Here is an 18,358-nt window from a genome sequence, read left to right as displayed (position 1 = left end):
GCCGGACCGTCAGGCCTGAGCCTTCTGCCCGCCGCCGCGCAGCATGGCCGCGATCACGACGATCAGCACCACGCCGACGGCCGCGAGGCCCCACAGGACGGAGTGGAAGGCGTAGTCGTAGGCGCTGGCGAGGAAGTCCACGAAGCCCTTGTGGTCGGTGGCGCCGGACAGGTCGGCCGCTCCCGAGAGGTCGCCGCCGGCTGCCTGGTCGGCGACCTTGTCGGCCTGCGAGGCGCCCTCGTGCGCGCCGATGCCGTCGGTGATGCGGGTGCCGAGCACGGTGGCCAGCGCGGAGCCGTACACCGCGACGGCGACGGCCTCGCTGCCCAGGCGCAGGGTGTTGAGGAAGCCGGCCGCCATGCCCGCCTTGGCGGGGTCGACCAGTTCCAGTGCCTGGCCGTCGACCAGGCCGGCCGACAGGCCCATGCCGGCGCCGGTGATCAGCATCGGGGCCGCGAGCACCAGGACGGTGACGGAGGGGGAGAGCAGGGTGAGGGCGATGTCGCCGACGACCAGGCAGACCAGGCTGACGTAGATCAGGGTGAGCGCCGAGACGCCGCGGGTGACGAGCTTGACGGCGAGCATCGGGAAGACCAGCACGGGGGCGGTGAGCAGCAGCATCAGCACGCCGGCGGCGCCGGTGTTGCGGCCGGTGACGGCGGTCAGGTAGCTCGGCAGGTAGGTGAGCATGGTGACGAAGCCGAAGGAGGCGGCGACCGGCACCAGGCACAGGCCGACGAAGCGGCGGTTGCGCAGCACGCTCAGGTCCAGCATGGGGTGCGCGCTGCGGTTCTCGACGGCCGCGAAGACGGCCAGCACGACGACCGCGCCGACGAACAGGCCGATCACTCCGACGCTGCCCCAACCCCACTGGGAGCCCTGCACGATGGCGGTGGTGAGCAGCACCATGGCGACGACGAACAGTGCGCTGCCGGGGACGTCGATCCGTCCGCCGCTGCCGCTGTCGGAGGGCATGGCGCGGGAGATCGCGGGCACTGCGAGCAGGACGACGGCGAGGGCGACGGCGTGGACGGCGAACACCCAGCGCCAGCCGAGGCCCTGGACCAGTACGCCGGCGAGGGAGGGTCCGATGGCGACGCCGATGCCGGCGATGGTGCCGAACATGGCGAAGGCCTTGGCGCGGGCCGGGCCGTCGAAGACGGTGGAGACGATCGCCGCTCCGCAGGAGAAGATCGCGGCGCCGCCGATGCCGGTGAGGGCGCGGGCGGCGTCCAGCCAGATGACGTCGGTGGCGACGGCGCTGGCGAGCGAGGCGACGGCGTAGACGGCGACACCGGCGGCGAAGGCCTTGACCCGGCCGATGACATCGGCGATCGAGCCCCAGACCAGGGTGAAGCAGGCGAACGCGACGTTGAAGGCGTTCACCACCCACTGGAGCGGGGCGAGGTCGGCGTGGGTGCTGGTGCCGATGTCGGGGAGGGCGACCGCCGTGCCGGAGATGGACATGGGCACGACGAACACTGCGAGGAGAACCGCGGCCAGTGTCAGCGTTCGGCCGGGCTGCTGCGCTTCCGTTACCACCGGCGGCGTGGCAGACGACGTGGTCTGCGTACTCATGGGGCACAACTCCAGGCTCGGCCCGACCGCGGAACGGCCAGGTAAGGAATTTTTCGAACCTTACGGTGCCATGCGGGCGAGGTACGATGCAACCCATACCTGAGGATGTCTGAGGAAGGAGGATCCGATGCCCGACCCGGAAGGCCACCCCTCGACCGAGGAGATGGATCTGCGGATGGTCCTGAACGCACTCGCCGATCCGCTGCGCTACGGGGTGATCTCCGCCCTGTTGCAGGAAGCCGAGGGGGCGGCACGCACCTGCGCCTCCTTCAACCTTCCGGTCTCCAAGTCCACGATCACCCACCACTTCCGCGTCCTGCGCGAGGCCGGCCTGGTCCGTCAGGTCGACCGCGGCAACAGTCGCGCGGCCACCCTCCGCCGCGAGGACCTGGACAAGCGCTTCCCCGGACTGCTCGACCTGATCCGCGCAAATCCCTGAGCCGCGCAAATCCCTGAGCCGCGCAAATCTTTGAGCCGCGCGAACCCCTGAGCCGCGCGAACCCCTGAGCTCTCCGGGCGGGCGTCCGGAACCAAGGGGCGGTCAAGGAACCTTGACCGCCCCTTGGCCTTTCCGGCTGGTGACGGTGTGTCAAACTGTGCGCCCTCACAGGACGATGAGGAGACCCCGGTGGACCACGCGCGCCCCCTGATCGAGGACTTCCCCGCCCATCCCGACGGCGATCCCGCCGCAACCCTGGCCCGCGCCGTCCGGGACCGCCGTGCCGCCCTCGGCCTCACCCTCGCCGACCTCGCCACCCGCTCCGGTCTGCCCGAGACCCACCTGCGCGCGATCGAGGCCGGACACGCGATGCCGACGCTCGCGCTGCTGACGGTGCTGTCGAGGGCGCTGCACGAGGATCACCGGGCGGGCCTCCCGACGAGCCTTCCCCTCACGCGGGCCCCTCACGCCGGTTCGTAGGTGGTGTTGCGGACGAGGGAGCGGGCGTGGGGGGAGTCCATGGGGTGGGCGAAGAGGTAGCCCTGGCCGAGGGGGCAGCCCATGGCGGCGAGGAGGTCGCGCTGTTCGGGGTGTTCGATGCCCTCGGCGATGACCTGGACACCGAGGGTGTCGGCGATGCGGGCGATGCCCTCGACCAGGGCGTACTGCTGGTGGGAGTGGCCGAGGCCGTCGATGAAGGATTTGTCGATCTTGAGTAGGGAGATCGGGAACTCCCGCAGGTAGGAGAGCGAGGAGTAGCCGGTGCCGAAGTCGTCGATGGCGATGCCGACGCCGAGTCCGGAGAGGATGGCCATGTCGGCGTGGATGCGGTCGTCGCGGCGCATCAGGACGGATTCGGTGAGTTCCAGGACGAGGGTGTGCGGGTCGATGCCGGAGGTGGCGATGGCGTGGCGGACCACGTCGACGAAGCCGGCGTCGCGGAACTGGCGGGCGGAGACGTTGACGTTGACCCGGAGCGGGAGGCGGCCGGCGGTGGTGCGGGCGGTGGAGCTGGCGGCGTGCCAGGCGGCGGCCTCCTGGGTGGCGCGTTCGAGGACCCAGGCGCCGAGCGGGACGATCTGGCCGCTCTCCTCGGCGAGGGCGATGAATTCGTCGGGCAGGACCATGCCGCGCCGGTCGTGCGGCCAGCGGACCAGGGCTTCGAAGGCGACCAGGTCGCCGGTGCGCAGGTCGACGATCGGCTGGTAGTACAGCTGGAACGCCGATTCCGCGATCGCGGAGTCGAGGTGCTCGTTCATCTCGTGCCGTTCCACCAGCCCGGCCTGCAGGGCCGGCCGGTAGTGGCACCACTGGCGGCGGCCGGCCGCCTTGGCGGAGTAGAGCGCGAGGTCGGCGTGGGTGAGCAGTTCGGCGGCGTCGACGCTGTCCTCGGTGGTCGCCACGCCGATGCTGGCGTTCACCCGGACCGCGCCCGCCTTGAGCTTGAACGGCTCGGTGAAGACCTCCAGCACGCCGGCCGCGATGGTGTCCACGTCCGAGGTCCGCATCGCGTCCTCCACCAGCACCGCGAACTCGTCGCCGCCGAGCCGGGCGGCTGTGTCGGAGGAGCGCAGCGTGGTGGAGATCCGGAGGGAGACGGCGACCAGCAGCTCGTCGCCGACCGCGTGACCCTGGGTGTCGTTGACCACCTTGAAGTCGTCCAGGTCGATGAAGAGCACCCCGGTGACGGACCCGCTGCGCTCGCCGCGGGACAGCGCGTGCCCGACCCGGTCCTGGAACAGCACCCGGTTGGCAAGGCCGGTGAGGGAGTCGTGGAAGGCCCGGTGGGTCAGCTCGCGCTCCATCTGCCGCTGCTCGGTGACGTCGCGCAGGGTGAGCACCAGGGCGCCGACGGTCGGGTCGGCGCGCAGGTCGTTGAAGCGGACCTCGGCCTCGATCGGGGTGCGGTCCTGGCGCAGCAGCCGCCAGTGCTCGCGCAGCTGTTCCCTGGACTGTTCGCGGGGCTGCTCGCCGCGGGGCGGGGGTGTCGAGCCGCGCATCCGGGCGAGCGCCTTGCTGACGTCCCGGCTGTCCTCGGGCGGGACGAGGTCGATGAGCAGGGTGCCTTCCAGTGCGGGGTTGCCGAGCACGGACTCGGCGGAGGGGGAGGCGTAGCGCACGCCGTCGTCGGCGTCGAGGATCAGGATGACGTCGCTGGCGTTCTGGACGAGCGTGCGGAAGTACAGCTCGCTGTTGCGGCGGTTGACCTCCTGGCTCAGTACGACCCGTTCGACGGCGAGGGCGGCCTGCGCGGCGAGGATCTCCAGTGAGCTCCAGAGGCTGGCCAGTTCCTGCTCGGTGCCGGTGACGATGAGGGCGCCGATCAGCGGGTCGCCGGAGGGGCGTTCGGCGAGGGTGAGCGGGCAGATCAGGGCGTACGTCAGGCTGTCGAGGTGCCCGGTCAGCTCGTGGCCGGGCAGGTCGACGGACTCGACGGGCAGCAGTCGGCTCTCGCGGTAGGCGGCGAGGGCCAGCACCTGGTCGGAGTCGGAGGCGGTTCCCAGCCGATGCTCGGCCGCGTCGTGTTCGGCGTGCCGGACGTGCAGCACGCCGGCCTCGGCGACGGCGAGCAGGGCGACGTGCCCGGGTTCGGCGGGCATCAGGGTGGAGGCCGCGGACTGGACGGCGTCCGCGGCCTCCACCACGGTGACGGCCGCGGTCAGCCGGGCGCCCGCCTCGCGCAGCGCCCGTTCGCGGGCGATGGCCTGTCTGCGGGCGGAGACGACCACCGCGAGCCGGGCGAGTACGAGCAGGTAGAGGAGCGCGGAGAAGGCGCCGATCACGCCCGCGTTGCCGGTGTTCCCGTTCAGCGATTCGATGATCAGGATCGCCGGGGCGATCAGCGAGGTGAGGGTGAGCAGGACGAGCCGGGCGGCACTGAGGTCCGGTTGCTGGGTGGGGACGGGTCTGGTCAGCTCGACCATCGACGGGTGCAGGGCGGCCGCGCCCCAGGCGGTGTAGAAGGCGGCCCAGCCGAGTTCGACGGGCGTGCCGATGCGCCAGGTGCCGTGCAGCTGGATCAGCCCGTACAGCACGTCGGAGACGAGCAGGCCGACGGTGCCGACGGCGAGCAGCTGCAGCGAGCGGGAGTTGCCGCCGCGCGGGGTCAGCAGGCGCAGCAGCAGGGCGAGGACGACCACGTCGCCGAGCGGGTAGGCCATCGAGACGGCCCGCTGGAACCAGGTCAGGTCGGGGCTGTGGGTGTACGGGAGGATCAGGTAGATCCAGGAGAGCAGGGCCAGGCCGATGGTGGGGATCAGCGCGTCAAGCAGTCCGGCGCGGTCCTGACGGGCGGTGCGCCAGCGGATGAAGCCGAGCACGCCGGCCGCGTACAGCACGAACTCGGCGAGGTAGAAGCCGTCCGCGACGGAGGGGAACGGGTTGGGCAGGTGCAGGATGTCCAGCTGGACCGCCTGCACCACTTCGCCTGCGGTGAAGCTCAGGTTGGCGAGCGCCAGCAGGTACCAGAAGCGCGCGTGCGCGGGGTGGTTGAGGCGGATGCCGACCACGATGGCGGCGACGCCGCCGAGGCCGATGCCCGTCCACCAGATGATCCGTTGGCCCGGGTTGGTGTAGTAGATGCCGGTGAACAGCACCATCCAGAGCAGGTAACAGGCCATCAGGCGTTGTCGCCGGCGTGTCAACGAGGCTACCTCCTCCGCGACATCGCCCCGCCGGTCGGGCGGGGGAGTTCGGGCGAGGGCGGGGCCCGGGCGGTCCGGGTGTCACCGGGCGTCCGAGGGCTGGGGACTGGGCGCGTGTCGGCGGTCGGGACCGGGCGCGTACTCGTGCTCGGACCGGCGCTTCTTCGCGCACGTGCGCGGCGTCCGGTCGGTGGGCGACCGGACGTTACTCAATGTGCCGTGAGTGCGTATAGTCGGAAATGTCGCACCCCCAAGCATTCTGCCGCCACAGCACGAGGTCAAGCCGGTGGATGACGCAGCAGACAGCGCACAGGGCGTACGAACGGATGCGAGTTCCGGACGTCACGCCGTGGTCCGCAACGACAACGGTCAGTACGCGGTCTGGCCGGGGGACTTGACCGTTCCCGGCGGGTGGCGGCAGGTGTACGGCCCGGCCGAGCGGGCCGACTGCCGGGCCTGGGTGGAGCGGGAGTGGCGGCCGGCGGAGCTGGGGTTCGCGGGTTCCGAGGGCGTCCGGCGGGCCCCGGCCGGGTTCGCCGACACGGTGCACGGGCTGTTCCGCACGCGGGCGGCGCACGACCCGCAGGCGCTCGCCGTCATCGCCGAGGGCACCACGCTGAGTTACCGCGAACTCGACCTGCGCAGCGACCGGCTGGCCTCCGAGCTGCGGGCGTACGGAACGGGGCCGGAGCAGGTGGTGCCGATCTGCCTGGAACGCGGGGCCGGGCTGGTGACCGCCTGGCTGGGCGTGCTCAAGGCGGGCGGGGCCTTCCTGCCGCTGGACCCGGCGCATCCGCCGCGGCGGCTGGCGCGGCTGGTGGAGGACAGCGGGGCCCGGGTGGTGATCACCGACGGTCACGAGTTTCCGGGGGTGACGGCGGTGCGGGCGGACGGCGGCGGCGTGGGGGACGCCCCGGCCTCGGCCCCGTCCCCGTCGAAGGGCGGCGCCGGGCCCGGGCAGCCCCGGCCCGACGACTTCAGCGGGACCGGCACCGGCACCGGCACCAGGACCGGGACCGAGGTCGGGCAAGCCCGGCTCGGCGACGGCGTCGTACCGGACGACCTCGCGTACCTGATCTACACCTCCGGCACGACCGGCCGCCCCAAGGGCGTCCCGGTCACCCACCGTGCGCTGGTGTTCACCCTCGACCGGATCGTCCACGCATACCGGCTCGCGCCCGGCGAGCGCGTCCTTCAGCTGGCCGCACTGGGCTCCGACACCGCGCTCGAGCAGGTGCTGGGCGCGCTGCTCGCGGGCGCGACGGTCGTCCTGGGCGGCGGCAGTGGGGGCGGCACCTGGGCGCCCACCGAGCTGGTCGGCCGGCTGCCCGGGCTCGGCCTGGCCGTCGCCGACTTCACCCCCGCCTACTGGCACCACGTGCTCGACCTGCTCCCGTCCGGCGGAGGCGGCCCGGAAAGGCTGCGCCTGGTGGTGGTCGGCGGGGACGTCGTGCACGCCGCCGACTGCCGAGGCTGCCTGGAGCGGCTGCCGGGCACGCGGCTGCTCAACGCGTACGGGGTCACCGAGGCGGCCGTCACCTCGATGCTCTGCGAGGTCACGGCGGAGCTGCTGGACGGCGCGGGCACGGGCGGGGCCCCGGCCGCGCCGGTGCCGATCGGGCGGCCGCTGCCGGGCGTGCGGGTGCACGTGCTGGACTCGCGGCTGCGCCCGGTCCGGCCCGGCGAGAAGGGACACATCCACCTCGGCGGGCCCGGTCTCGCCCGGGGCTACTGGCGCAGCCCCGGGCTCACCGCCGAAACGTTCCTGCCCGACCCGTACGCGCCGCTGCCCGGCGAGCGGATGTACCGCACCGGCGACGCCGGACGGTGGCGGGCGGACGGCCAGCTGGAGATCCTCGGGCGCTTCGACGACCAGATGAAGGTGCGCGGCCACCGGGTGGACCCGGCGGAGATCGAGGCGGTGCTGGCCGCGCATCCGGACGTCCGGCAGGCCCGGGTCTCGGCCGGCGGGACGGCGGCGGACGGCAGCCGGGCCCTCACCGCCTACTACACGCTCGCGGCCGGGGCGGTGGACGGCGCCGCGGGGATCCGGGCGTTCCTGGCCGAGCGGCTGCCGGAGTACCTGGTGCCGGCCGAGTTCGTGCCGCTGGAGGCGATGCCGCTCACGGCGGCCGGCAAGATCGACCGGCGCCGGCTGCCGGACGCCCCGGTACGGACGGCGCCCAAGGCGGCGGACGCGGGCGGTGGCGAGGGCTATCCGATCGAGGAGGCGGTCGGGCACCTCTGGGCGGAGCTGCTCGGCGTCGAGACCGTCGGCCCCGACGACGACTTCTTCGCACTCGGCGGCACCTCGCTGCTGGCGATGGAGATGCTGGCGCGCGCCCGGATCATGTTCGGCGTCGACGTCGGCCGGGTGCGGACGCTCACCCGCGCGCTGCTGCGCGAGCCCGAGCTGCGGCCCTTCGCGGCGGCGCTGCAGGAGGCGCGTAGGGGCGGCGGTGGCGTGGGCGGCGGCGCGCACACGGAACCGGGCGGAGGCGGCCCGAGCGCCAGGGAAGCACCGGTCGACTGGTTCGCGGAGGCCCGGCTCACCGACCCCGTCGGCCAGTCCTGGAGCCCCGCGCCCTCCCGCGCTGAACCCGCCGAGATCCTGCTCACCGGCGCCACCGGCTTCTGCGGCGCGCACCTGCTGCACGCGCTGCTCGCCACCACCCGGGCCCGGATCCACTGCCTGGTTCGGGCGCCCGACGAGGAGCACGCCCTGGAACGGCTGCGGGCCACCCAGCAGCGCTTCCTGCGGCACGACCTCGCCGACAGCCGGGTGGTGCCGCTGGTGGGCGACCTCACCAAGGACCGAATAGGGCTCACAGAACGTCGGTTCCACTGGATGGCGGGCAACCTGGACGCGATCCACCACCTCGGCGGGCAGGTCAACTTCCTCTACCCGTACCGCCAGCTGCGCGACTCCAACGTCGGCGGCACCCGCGAGATCGTCCGGCTCGCCGGGCACAGTCGGGGCATCCCCGTGCACTACCTCTCCACCCTCGCCGTCCTGGCCGGCTTCGGAGCGGCGGGCGTCGGCAAGGTCACCGAGCGGACCCAGCTCGCCCACCCCGAACGGATCGGCGTCGGCTACGTCGAGAGCAAATGGGTGGCCGAGCAGCTGCTGCACAACGCGGCCGAGGTCGGGCTGCCGGTCACCGTGCTGCGCACCAACGACGTCACCGGGGACCTGACCAACGGCGTGATGAACACCGGTACCGAACTTTGCGCGCTGATCAAGTACCTGGCGGACAGCGGGACATGCCCGGACGTCGAGCTGCTGCTCGACTTCGTCCCGGCCGACCGTTTCACCCACGCCATCGCCCACATCGCCGCCCACGCGCCCGCCGACGGAGAGGTCTACCACCTCACCTCGCCGCAGCCGGGCGTCCTCGCCGACCTCGCCGACCGGCTGCGGGCGCGCGGCCACCGGATCGTCCAACTGCCCTACGGGGAATGGGTGCAGGGCCTGGTCCGGTTCGCGGCCGGGAACCCGACCCATCCGATCGCGCCGTTCGTCCCCCTGTTCGTGGATCGCGCGCCCGGGTCGGAGCTGTCGATCAGCGAGATGTACTTCCGGCCGACGTTCCCCCTGTTCGACCGGGCGAACACGGACGCGGCGCTGGTCGGGAGCGGCATCGAACTACCGCCGGTGGGCGATGAATTGATCGACCACTACCTGGCGGAGCTGGAGGCGGAAGGATATCTGGGGGAGGCGCGATGAGCGGCCGCCCCGACGCCGCCGCCACCTTCGACGCGCTGGACCTCCGACTCGCCCCGGGCGACGGCCCGGTGGCGTTCGGCGGCGCACTCGGGCCGCGGGAGCTGCTGGCGGCGTACCGGCGCGGACTGTTCCCGCTGCCGGCCGCGGACATGTACGCGAGCGCGTACAACGAGGCGGTGTACGGGGACGCCGTCGAAGCGGGGGAGCTGCCGCTGCTGCCGGGCGCGGAGGACCCGTACGCGCTGGCGTGGTGGTCGCCCGACCCCCGGCCGGTGATCGCGGCCGACGGCGTACGGCTCGGGAGCCGGCTGGCCCGGCGACTGCGCAACCGGTCGGCGTGGTGGACGAGCGCGGACCGGGCCTTCGGGCAGGTGCTGGCGGCCTGCGCCGATGGGCGTCAACCGGTGTGGCTCACCGATGAGTTGGCGTCGATGATGGCACAGCTGCACGCGCTCGGGGCGGCACACAGCGCGGAGGTGTGGGAGGGGGAGGAGCTGATCGGCGGGGTGTTCGGGGTGGTGGTCGGGCCGGTGCTGAGCCTCGACTCGATGTTCCACCGCCGCCCGGACGCCGCCCGGGTCGCCGTCGCCGACCTCGGCGCGCGGTTCGGTGCGGCCGGCGGGCGGCTGCTCGACGCGCAGTGGGACGGACCGCACGTGCGCAGCCTGGGGGCGGAGCCGATGGCGCGCTCGCGCTACCTCGCGGAGCTGGCCGCCGGGGGCGACGCGGCGGGCCCACTGCCCGGCGAGGCGCGGCCGGTGGCACGGCTGGGGGCGCGGCCGGTGGCGGGACGAGCGACAGGGCCGGGGGCAGGGCGAGCGACGGGGCCGGCGGCAGGACGAGCGGCACGCCTAGGGTGACCACTGGTTCACCCGGCGTTGGTCGTCCGTTTGGCCTGCCTTCGACAAACTTATTCCTCGTCAGTAACATGACGCCGCGTGTTCAAGAGCTCCATAGGCAGGGCCGCGGGCCCCGCCGTCCTCACCGTCATCCTCGCCGGGGCCGCCGCGTGCGGGCCGACCAGCCCCGGAACCTCCCAGACCGGCGCCGCCCCGGCGGCCGCCACCGTCGCCGACGCGAGTCCGACCGCCGCCGGGGGCAGCCCGGCCGCGGCCGCGCCCGCAGGCGGCGCCCCGCGCGCCAAGGCGGCCCCGCCCGCCACCAGCCGACCGACCGCCGGCCAGGCGGCCGTCACCGCCGCACCCGCCGGAGACCGGCAAGCCGCGATCGGCAGCCCCGGCAAGGACGGCGCCGCGGTCACGGCGGCGACGAAGAGCCTGCAGCTGACCGCGTACGACCCGGCGGGCGGCACGGCCGTCCTGGCGGCGGCCGCCGGTCCGGCCCCGACGGGCGCGGCCTCCCCGAGCGCTGCCGCTGTCCCGTCTCCCGCCGCGCCGTCTCCCGCTGCCCCGTCGACCGCTGCCGCCCCGTCAGCCGCTCCCGTTGCGGCCGCCGTCCAGCCCGGCCAGCTGATCGCCAGCCCGCCCACCGCCGCCGCGCCGCAGGGCGCGCTGGTCGCCGTCACCGCCGTCCACCCCGGCGCGGGCAACACCCTCAACCTGGCCACCCGCCCCGCCACCCTCGCCGAACTCCTCGGCGGCACCGAGGCCGACGGCAGTGTGCCCGTCGACCCGCACGGCATCACGGTGACCCCGCTGGTCAAGGACCTCAAGGCGACCGTCGGCGCCGACCTCAACGGCGTGCAGGCCGACGCCTCCGGCACCCTGGAAGTGAACCTCAAGGCCCCTGTGCCGCTGCCCGAAGGTGCCAGCCTGGACGCCTCCGGCTCGCTCCAGCTCCACCCGGCCGTCCACTTCGCCTACCACGGCGCCGCCGCAGGCAGCCCGCGCACCGCGTCGATCGGCTTCGACCTGGGCGCCCACGCCCAGTGGAAGGTCACCGGCGACGTCATCCGCAACACCGGTGCGGCGCCCATCCGTGTGCCCTTCGCCAAGCTGCAGGCCAGCCCCGTACTGACCGTCGCCGGCCTGCCTGTGGTCGTCAACCTCGGCCTGACCTGCTACCTGGAGGTCAGCGCCGACGGCCAGGTGCACCTGGAAGCGGAACAGGACGCGACCGGCACCTGGGCCGTCCGCGCCGACTACACCGGCGGCAAGGGCTGGACCCCGGTCACCAACGCCGAGACCAAGGTCACCCCGGTCCACGTGCGGCTCAACGGCAAGGCCGGCGTGCGGGCCGCGCTCGGCGCCGAGATCAGTGTCGGCCTGTACGACACCGTCGGCGTGGAGACCACGGTCGCCCCCTACCTGAAGGCCCAGGCCGAAGGCTCCCTGACCGTCTCCTCAGGCAACCCGCCGCAGGCGCAGGGCAGTTGGTCGCTGCTCGGCGGCGTCGACCTGAACGGCGCGCTGACCGCCCATCTGAAGATCTTCGGCACCCCGATCATCGAGGGCAAGCTGCCGCTGCCCCCGTTCCACCGCGAATGGCCGCTGATCGCCGGCTCGGCGACCCTGCCGGCGCCGAAGCCCAGCGCGAGCTGACCAACCGTCATCACCACGAGCCCCTCGACCTGTTCACCGGTCGAGGGGCCCGCTGTCGTTGTCGCCCTCCGGGCGCCGGGCCCCAGGGGGTGCCGGTGGGTGGGGGGTGGGGCCGCCGCTCGAGCCTCTTCTGTCATGCGCATTTCTACAATTCGGTGTCGTGGTCGCCCGCGCAGGATTTCCTCCGAGGGCGGGGCCGGATCGTGTCGAGGCCGGATGGTGTCGAAGCCGGATGGTGTCGAGGCCGTCGCGCTCGAAGCTCATGCGAGGTTGCCAATCCGGCGTGTGAATCACTCTGATGACAGGAGAACGCACATGTTCCGAAAGGTCCTGAGCACAGCCACCATCGCGGCCACCACGGTTCTGGCGGCCGGACTCGCCACCGGCTCGGCGCAGGCCACCGACTTCTGGCAGGCCTGGGGCGCGGGGTCGTACCACGCGAGCTCGGACTTCGTTCCCAGCGGTGGCCTGGTGCACATCGGCGGCTGGGCCTGCGAGGGCGGTTCCGCCCACAACTTCTACGTCTCGCTCGTCAAGACCAGCGGCTCCCAGAAGGTGTTCTCCAGCTACAGCTGGGACGTGGACGGCAGGGACCACGTCGACCCGCGCGGCATCGGGGTCAACACCAGCACGGCGTACTACCTGCGGTGGTACGGGAACGGCTCGGCGCCCTGCTCGAAGGCGTTCGCGACGAACTGACCGAGGACGTCCAGCACGAGGGGCCCGCGCCGTCGGGCGCGGGCCCCGCCCTCCGCTCCGGTACCGGAAGGAACGGTCATGCGCCGGACCCGCCCCGTCATCCTGCTCTCCCTGGCCGCGGCGCTCGCCGCCTGCGGCCCCGCGGGCTCGGGCTCGCCCGCGGCCCCCGCCCCGGCGGCCGCCACCACCCTCCCCGGCACGGACGCACCGCGGGTCGCGGTGATCGCCCAGGGGGAAGTGGACGGTATCCCCTGGCAGGTGGACCTCCTGGCCGAGAACGGGCAACTCTGCACCCAGGCCTCGGTCGACCACCGAGCCACCGGGCACGGCTGCGACCCGCCGGTCTCGAAGACCGTTCCGGTCAACGTCGCCGTCGACGGCCTGGACGACCGCGTCCTGCTCGTGTACGGCGCCGCCGACCCCAGCGTGGCGGGCCTCCTCGCCCACAGCAGCGCGGGCGCACCCCGGCCGGTCGCCATCACGGCCGCACCCGGCGGGCGGGGGTTCTTCGCCTACGCGGTGAAGCCGGGTACCGCCACCGACCTCACGGCCCTCGACGCCGGCGGGCGGCAGGTCTTCTCCGCCGGTGACAAGATCCGGCAGTTCGAGGACCCGGCCCGCTGACCCGCCGGTCACCTGCGGGGGCGACCGGCAGTCGGATGGGTTCGAAGGGGGATGCTCTTCCATGAGCTTTGCTCATGCCGGGCGTGGGAGTGACTGTGCCGCGGCGCGCAGCAGCAGGTCGAGCAGGGCGGTGGCGGTGTCCGACGGCTCGGTGGGGGTGAGGACGACCTGGTCGACGGTGGTCGAGGGACCGGCGAGGGGAATGACGCGCAGGCCGGGCGGCTGGTGGTCGAGTGCGGATTCGACGGTGATGCCGATGCCCGTGCCGGCGGCGACGTGGGCGGCGATGGCGTGCACGCTGTCGGCGGTCCTGATGATGCGCAGGTCGGCCCCGCCGATGTGGAAGGCGGACAGGAGCCGGTCGCAGAGGCCGCTGTTGATCTGGTGGGGCCAGGTGAGCAGGTCGGTGGTGGACAGTTCGGACGCGTGGAGCTCGGCGTGTCCGGCGAAGGGGTGGGCCGCGGGGACGAGTGCCACGAACCTCTCGGTGGACAGGACCCTCGCCCGGACGCCGGTGATGTCGCCGGTCGCCCAGCCGATGCCCAGCCCGATGGTCTCGGCCCGCAGGGCGGTGAGTTGGGCGGTGGTCGGCATGGCCTCCGGCACGATCGCCACGTCGGGGAAGCGGTCGCGCAGTTGCGGCAGACAGTGCAGCAGCAACTGGTGGCCGGTGTATTCGGCGTGGGCGACGACGAGGGTGGCGCGGGTCCGGCCGCCGGCGGCGAGGGAACGTCCGCGTTGGTGGAAGCGGCGCAGCTGGGCGAGGGTGGCGTGGGCGTCGGGCAGCAGTGCTTCGCCGAGGTCGGTCAGCGCCACCCGGCGGCTGGTGCGGTGGAACAGCCGTCCGCCGAGGGTGTTCTCCAGCCGTCTGACGGCGTCGCTGACGGTGGGTTGCCCCCGGTGCAGGCGGGCGGCGGCGCGGCCGAAGTGGAGTTCTTCGGCGACGGCGACGAATGCTTCCAGTTCGATCCTGTCCACGGGACCAGGCTAACGCGATCGATCGGTGGGGCCGATCGCTGTGTGCCGGAGTTCGGCGTTGATGCCGTGCCGTGCGCGGGCTGTGATGGGTGGGCAAGCGGGGAGCTTCCCCACGATCGACCGGAAGTAGTGAAGAGACATGGCATTCAGTGGTGTTGACCGTGCGCAGGGCGAGGGCGTTGACCGTGGGCAGGGCGAGGGTGCTGACCGCACGCAGGGCGCGGGCGTTGACCGTGGGCAGGAGCCGCCGGAGGTCACGGTGACGGTGGTCTTCCACTCGGTGCACGGGCACACCCGGGTGCTGGCCGAGCACCTCGCCGACGGGGCGCGGCAGGTGCCGGGCGCCCGGGTGTATCTCGTCGAGGTCCGGCCCGAGGACGTCGTCGCGGGCCGCTGGCACGATGCCGAGGTGCTGGCGCTGCTCGAGCGCTCCGATGCGATCGTCCTCGGCTGCCCGACGCTGATGGGCAGCGTGTCGGCGGTGTTCAAGGCGTTCATGGAGGCGGCGTTCACGCCGTTCGTCACGCAGGCGTGGAAGGACAAGCTGGCCGGGGGGTTCACCATGTCCGCGTCGCAGAGCGGCGACAAGCTGACGGTCCTGGAGCAGCTGGCGGTCTTCGCCGCGCAGTTGGGCATGCAGTGGATCGGCGTGGGCGACATGCCGGGCAACAACTGGAGCGGCGGCACCCGCGACGATGTGAACCGGCTGGGTTCGTGGCTGGGTCTGATGAGTCAGAGTCATGCCGATCTGGGGCCGGAGCACGCCGGATCGCGCGGCGACCGGATCACCGCGCGGCGCTACGGCGAGCGGATCGCCCGGTTGACCCAGCGCTGGGTCAACGCCGTGCCGTACGACACTCCCCGGATGACCGAGCACGAGGCGCGCGCCCTGTCGGCCTCCCTCAGGGAGACGGACGGCGTGCCGGCCGTGCTGACCGGCGCCTGACGGCCGACCGGACCGGCGGATCGCGGAGCCTTCTCTCGTCCGTCCGTCACATTCGTCTGCCGGGGTCCGTCGGTGAAGTACCGCAGACCGACAGATGGAAGGACACCGTGATGCTCACCAACGTCATGTACGTCACGCTCTACGTCACCGATCAGGACCGCGCGCTGAGGTTCTACACGGAGCAGCTCGGCCTGGAGAAGCGCATCGACTTCCCGAACCCGGGTGGGCGTTTCCTCACCGTGGGCGTCCCCGGCAGCCCGGTCGAGATCATCCTGTGGGCCGACGACGCGGCCGCGGGGCAGCCGTCCGAGGTGCTGCTGGGCGCCGCGCCCGGTCCGGTCATCCTCGAATCGGATGATCTGCGGGCGGACTTCAAGGTCTTCCGCGACCGTGGTGTGACCTTCGACCGCCCGGAGCCGGAGGACTACAGGTTCGGCATCGCCATCGAGGCCGTGGATCCGGACGGCAACCGCATCTCGCTGCGCGAGCGCGGCCGGGGCGGCAGCGCCGACGCCTGACCTTGCTGCGACGCCTTGGTGCGACGCCTTGCTGTGACGCCTTGCTGTGACACGGTGATGTGACACCCTCGCGGAGGCGTGTTCGCGTACGTCGGCCCCTGAGCCGAGACCTGGCGGTTGTCGCCGGAGGTCTTCGCTCGGGGGCCGACCGTATTCCGGCTCCCTGAAGAAAGGGTTCCCGCCCGCGCGACATCCTGGCGCCCCACGTAGTCATCAGGGGTATGCACGGGGATCACGGAACAAGAGAACGGGCGGGGACCGCGTGAAATCAGCACAGGAGGCCGAGTACCTGGAGTTCGTGGCGGCGAGGGCGAAGGCGCTGTACCGCTCGGCGTACGTCCTCGCGGCCGGCGACGCGCACCTCGCCGAGGACCTGGTCCAGGAAACCCTCAGCCGGGTGTACGTGCACTGGAAGCGGGTGGCCGGTGCGGACAGCCCGGAGGCCTATGCGCAGACGGTCCTGGTCCGCACCTTCCTCAGCCTGCGGCGTCGGCGGAGCACCGGGGAGCGCCCCGTCGGGACCATGCCCGACAGTGCGGCGTCCGGTCCGGACACCGCGCTGCGGCTCACCCTGCTGGACGCGCTCGGCCAACTGCCGCCCCGCGACCGGGCGGTGCTGCTGCTGCGCTACTGGGAGGACCGCAGCATCGAGGAGACCGCCCGGATGCTCAAGCTGAGCAGCAGCGCGGTCCGCTCCCAGGGCACCCGCGCGCTCGGCAGGGTGCGTGCGTTGCTCGGCGACAGCCTGTCCGACCTGGTTCCGCACTGAGTGCCGCACCGAGTGCCGCACCGAGTGCCGCACCGAGTGCCGCACCGAGTACCGGTGCACGCAGGTCAAAGCCGCCACACAGCCCCCAGCAGCGACAGAAAAGGTGACGCCAGCATGCCGTTCGAAGCAGACCTCGCACATGCCCTGGACCGCACGACCGACTCCCTCGACCCCGATCTCACCACGCTCATGCGCGGAGCCGTCGAGCGCGGGCGCAGCCGCCGGCGGCTGCGCACCGCCGGCGTCATCGCCGGGGTCGGTGCCTGCGCCGTGCTCGCGGCCGCCGGCCTGGTGATGCCCGGCGCGCTCACCTGGGGCCGCTCCGCGGGATCCGACATGGAGACCGTGGCTGCGCTGGCGACGCCCCGTTCCGCGATCACCGACACCCAGATGATCCAGGCCCTGGAGGCGACGTTCCCCGGGGGCCGGTTCAGCCAGGAGACCGGGCAGAGCAACAACCCCTCGGACCCGTCCGGCGGGTACGTCGCCAACGGTGGACTGGTCCTGGACGACGGTCAGGGCGCCGCCTTCGTCGGCGTCTCTGCCGTGCGGCTCAAGCTGCCGCTCAGGGACGGCGACGGGCTGAGCTGCGATCGGACGCCCGCGCGCGCTAAGGGTGACATCTGCACGCTGAGCGAGCTGCCGAGCAGTGCCGCGATTCCCGGCGGTGCCGTGGTGATGGCCGAGCAGAACGCGGCCAAGCACCCGGCGGGTGCCGACACCGCCCACCGCTGGACGGTGACGGTGACCCTGAAGTCGACCGGCGCGCAGCTCCAGATGGTGCAGTGGAACAGCACCGGCGGCGGCACCGGCAGCGAGACGCCGAAGCCGACCCGGGCCGCGCCCCCGCTCACCGAGCAGCAGGCGGTGGCCGCACTCACCGGTGCCACCTGGGCGCCTATCCTCGGCGCCCTCGCCTGACGCGTTGCCTTGCCGAGAGCCCGTGGCGGAGAGCGGGAAGTCGGGTCGGCCGACTTCCCACTCCTTTTCCTTCACGCGGTGGCGGTGGGGGTCGGAGCGGCCTCACCGTCCCCTACTCTTCCTCCATGCTCTCTGTGGTGGTGGCCCCTTGGGCGGGCGTGGCGGAGCCGGTATTCGTCCGTAATCCGGATGAACTGCACGACGCCGCGAGCACGATGAAGGTCGCGGTGCTGGCCGCGCTGACCCGTAGCCGGGTGAACCTCGATGCCGAGGTTCCGGTGGTGAACCGCTTCGCGTCCGTCGTGGGCGGGGACTTCGGCAACGATCCGGACTGGGACAGCGATCCGCTTCCCTGGGAGCTGTTGGGTACCCACGTGCCCCTCCGCCTCCTCGCCGAGCGGATGATCACGCACTCCTCCAACCTCGCCACCAACCTCTGCCTGGCCCGCACCACCCCGCAGGCCGTCGCCGACGTCTGGCGCCGCGCGGGGGCGACCCGCAGCGCCAGCCCGCGCGGGATCGAGGACTACGCGGCGCGCGAAGCGGGCGTGCACAACCGGGTCAGCGCCCGCGACCTGGTCCGGCTGCTGCACTCGCTCGCCGGGGAGCCCGAACTCCTCGCGCTCCTCGAAGACAACGACTTCCGGGTGGACCTCGCCGCCGGCCTCCCCCCGGGCACCCGGATCGCGTTCAAGAACGGCTGGTTCCCCGGCGTCCGCCACAGCGTGGGCCTCATTCACCCCAGGGACTGCCCGTCGTACCTCCTCGCCGTCTGCTACACCGGCCCGCTCGCCTCCGGCACCGACCGCACCGATCCGGCCGCCCGCCTCCTGGCCCGCATCTCGGCGGCGGTCTGGGCACGACGCGGGCAGATCAGCAGGGCCGTCGGCGGGGCCACCGGCGGGGCCGTCAGCGGAACCCTCGGCGGGGAGATGAACGGGCGAGGGCCGTCAGCCCGTCCAGCGCCGCTTCGTTGAGCAGGTTGATCCGTACGAACCCGTCGTGCCCGGTGAG

At 72.8% G+C, this 18,358-nt stretch carries 15 protein-coding genes; 12 read left to right on the top strand and 3 right to left on the bottom strand.

The window, feature by feature from the left end:
• Positions 1-9: 9 nt before the first annotated feature.
• Entirely contained in the window at positions 10-1,578 is a 1,569-nt protein-coding gene (locus tag ACZ52R_RS37520; RefSeq protein WP_465622002.1) for an MFS transporter, read from the bottom strand.
• Positions 1,579-1,705: 127 nt separating this feature from the next.
• Here ACZ52R_RS37520 and ACZ52R_RS37515 point away from each other — a divergent pair, with 127 nt between their 5' ends.
• Positions 1,706-2,017, top strand: coding sequence for an ArsR/SmtB family transcription factor (locus ACZ52R_RS37515; RefSeq protein WP_465622000.1), 312 nt, complete (start codon positions 1,706-1,708; stop codon positions 2,015-2,017).
• 189 nt (positions 2,018-2,206) lie between these two features.
• Positions 2,207-2,497 carry a helix-turn-helix domain-containing protein gene (locus ACZ52R_RS37510; protein ID WP_465621998.1) on the top strand — a complete coding sequence of 97 codons (291 nt, stop codon included), beginning with the start codon at positions 2,207-2,209 and terminating at the stop codon, positions 2,495-2,497.
• Here the strand turns inward: ACZ52R_RS37510 and ACZ52R_RS37505 are convergent.
• Positions 2,482-5,661: a putative bifunctional diguanylate cyclase/phosphodiesterase gene (locus tag ACZ52R_RS37505; RefSeq protein WP_465621996.1), complete on the bottom strand. Its 3,180-nt coding sequence runs from the start codon at positions 5,659-5,661 to the stop codon at positions 2,482-2,484. The genes ACZ52R_RS37510 and ACZ52R_RS37505 overlap by 16 nt on opposite strands.
• A 286-nt stretch (positions 5,662-5,947) precedes the next feature.
• On the opposite strand from ACZ52R_RS37505, the gene ACZ52R_RS37500 reads away from it, so the two are divergent.
• From ACZ52R_RS37500 to ACZ52R_RS37480, 5 genes are all read left to right on the top strand, one after another.
• Positions 5,948-9,388, top strand: a complete 3,441-nt coding sequence (locus ACZ52R_RS37500; protein WP_465755021.1) for an amino acid adenylation domain-containing protein — start codon at positions 5,948-5,950, stop codon at positions 9,386-9,388.
• Positions 9,385-10,248 (top strand): leucyl/phenylalanyl-tRNA--protein transferase, encoded by an 864-nt coding sequence (locus ACZ52R_RS37495; protein WP_465755020.1) that lies wholly within the window; start codon positions 9,385-9,387, stop codon positions 10,246-10,248. The genes ACZ52R_RS37500 and ACZ52R_RS37495 overlap by 4 nt, the downstream gene beginning before the upstream one ends.
• 78 nt (positions 10,249-10,326) lie before the next feature.
• Positions 10,327-11,889: a hypothetical protein gene (locus ACZ52R_RS37490; protein ID WP_465755019.1), complete on the top strand. Its 1,563-nt coding sequence runs from the start codon at positions 10,327-10,329 to the stop codon at positions 11,887-11,889.
• A gap of 315 nt (positions 11,890-12,204) precedes the next feature.
• On the top strand, positions 12,205-12,588 hold the full coding sequence (locus ACZ52R_RS37485; RefSeq protein ID WP_465621988.1) for a hypothetical protein: 384 nt from the start codon (positions 12,205-12,207) through the stop codon (positions 12,586-12,588).
• A 78-nt stretch (positions 12,589-12,666) separates the two neighbouring features.
• Entirely contained in the window at positions 12,667-13,212 is a 546-nt protein-coding gene (locus ACZ52R_RS37480; protein ID WP_465662101.1) for a hypothetical protein, read from the top strand.
• Positions 13,213-13,284: 72 nt separating this feature from the next.
• Here the strand turns inward: ACZ52R_RS37480 and ACZ52R_RS37475 are convergent, their stop codons facing one another.
• Positions 13,285-14,190, bottom strand: a complete 906-nt coding sequence (locus ACZ52R_RS37475; RefSeq protein ID WP_465621985.1) for a LysR family transcriptional regulator — start codon at positions 14,188-14,190, stop codon at positions 13,285-13,287.
• A gap of 139 nt (positions 14,191-14,329) precedes the next feature.
• Here ACZ52R_RS37475 and ACZ52R_RS37470 point away from each other — a divergent pair, with 139 nt between their 5' ends.
• The 5 genes from ACZ52R_RS37470 to ACZ52R_RS37450 all read left to right on the top strand — a co-directional run bounded on the left by ACZ52R_RS37470 (position 14,330) and on the right by ACZ52R_RS37450 (position 18,321).
• The gene (locus ACZ52R_RS37470; RefSeq protein ID WP_465621983.1) at positions 14,330-15,136 is read left to right on the top strand and encodes a flavodoxin family protein; all 807 of its coding nucleotides are present in this window, start codon (positions 14,330-14,332) and stop codon (positions 15,134-15,136) included.
• 110 nt (positions 15,137-15,246) lie between these two features.
• Positions 15,247-15,654, top strand: coding sequence for a VOC family protein (locus ACZ52R_RS37465; RefSeq protein WP_360490436.1), 408 nt, complete (start codon positions 15,247-15,249; stop codon positions 15,652-15,654).
• Positions 15,655-15,916: 262 nt separating this feature from the next.
• Positions 15,917-16,423 (top strand): SigE family RNA polymerase sigma factor, encoded by a 507-nt coding sequence (locus ACZ52R_RS37460; RefSeq protein ID WP_360490434.1) that lies wholly within the window; start codon positions 15,917-15,919, stop codon positions 16,421-16,423.
• Positions 16,424-16,537: 114 nt separating this feature from the next.
• Positions 16,538-17,344: a hypothetical protein gene (locus tag ACZ52R_RS37455; protein ID WP_465755018.1), complete on the top strand. Its 807-nt coding sequence runs from the start codon at positions 16,538-16,540 to the stop codon at positions 17,342-17,344.
• Between the two features lie 125 nt (positions 17,345-17,469).
• The gene (locus ACZ52R_RS37450) at positions 17,470-18,321 is read left to right on the top strand and encodes a serine hydrolase (protein WP_465621979.1); all 852 of its coding nucleotides are present in this window, start codon (positions 17,470-17,472) and stop codon (positions 18,319-18,321) included.
• Positions 18,322-18,358 lie beyond the last annotated feature (37 nt).

Source organism: Kitasatospora sp. NPDC034023, assembly GCF_055575795.1.
This window is presented reverse-complemented; position numbering and strand designations above follow the sequence as displayed.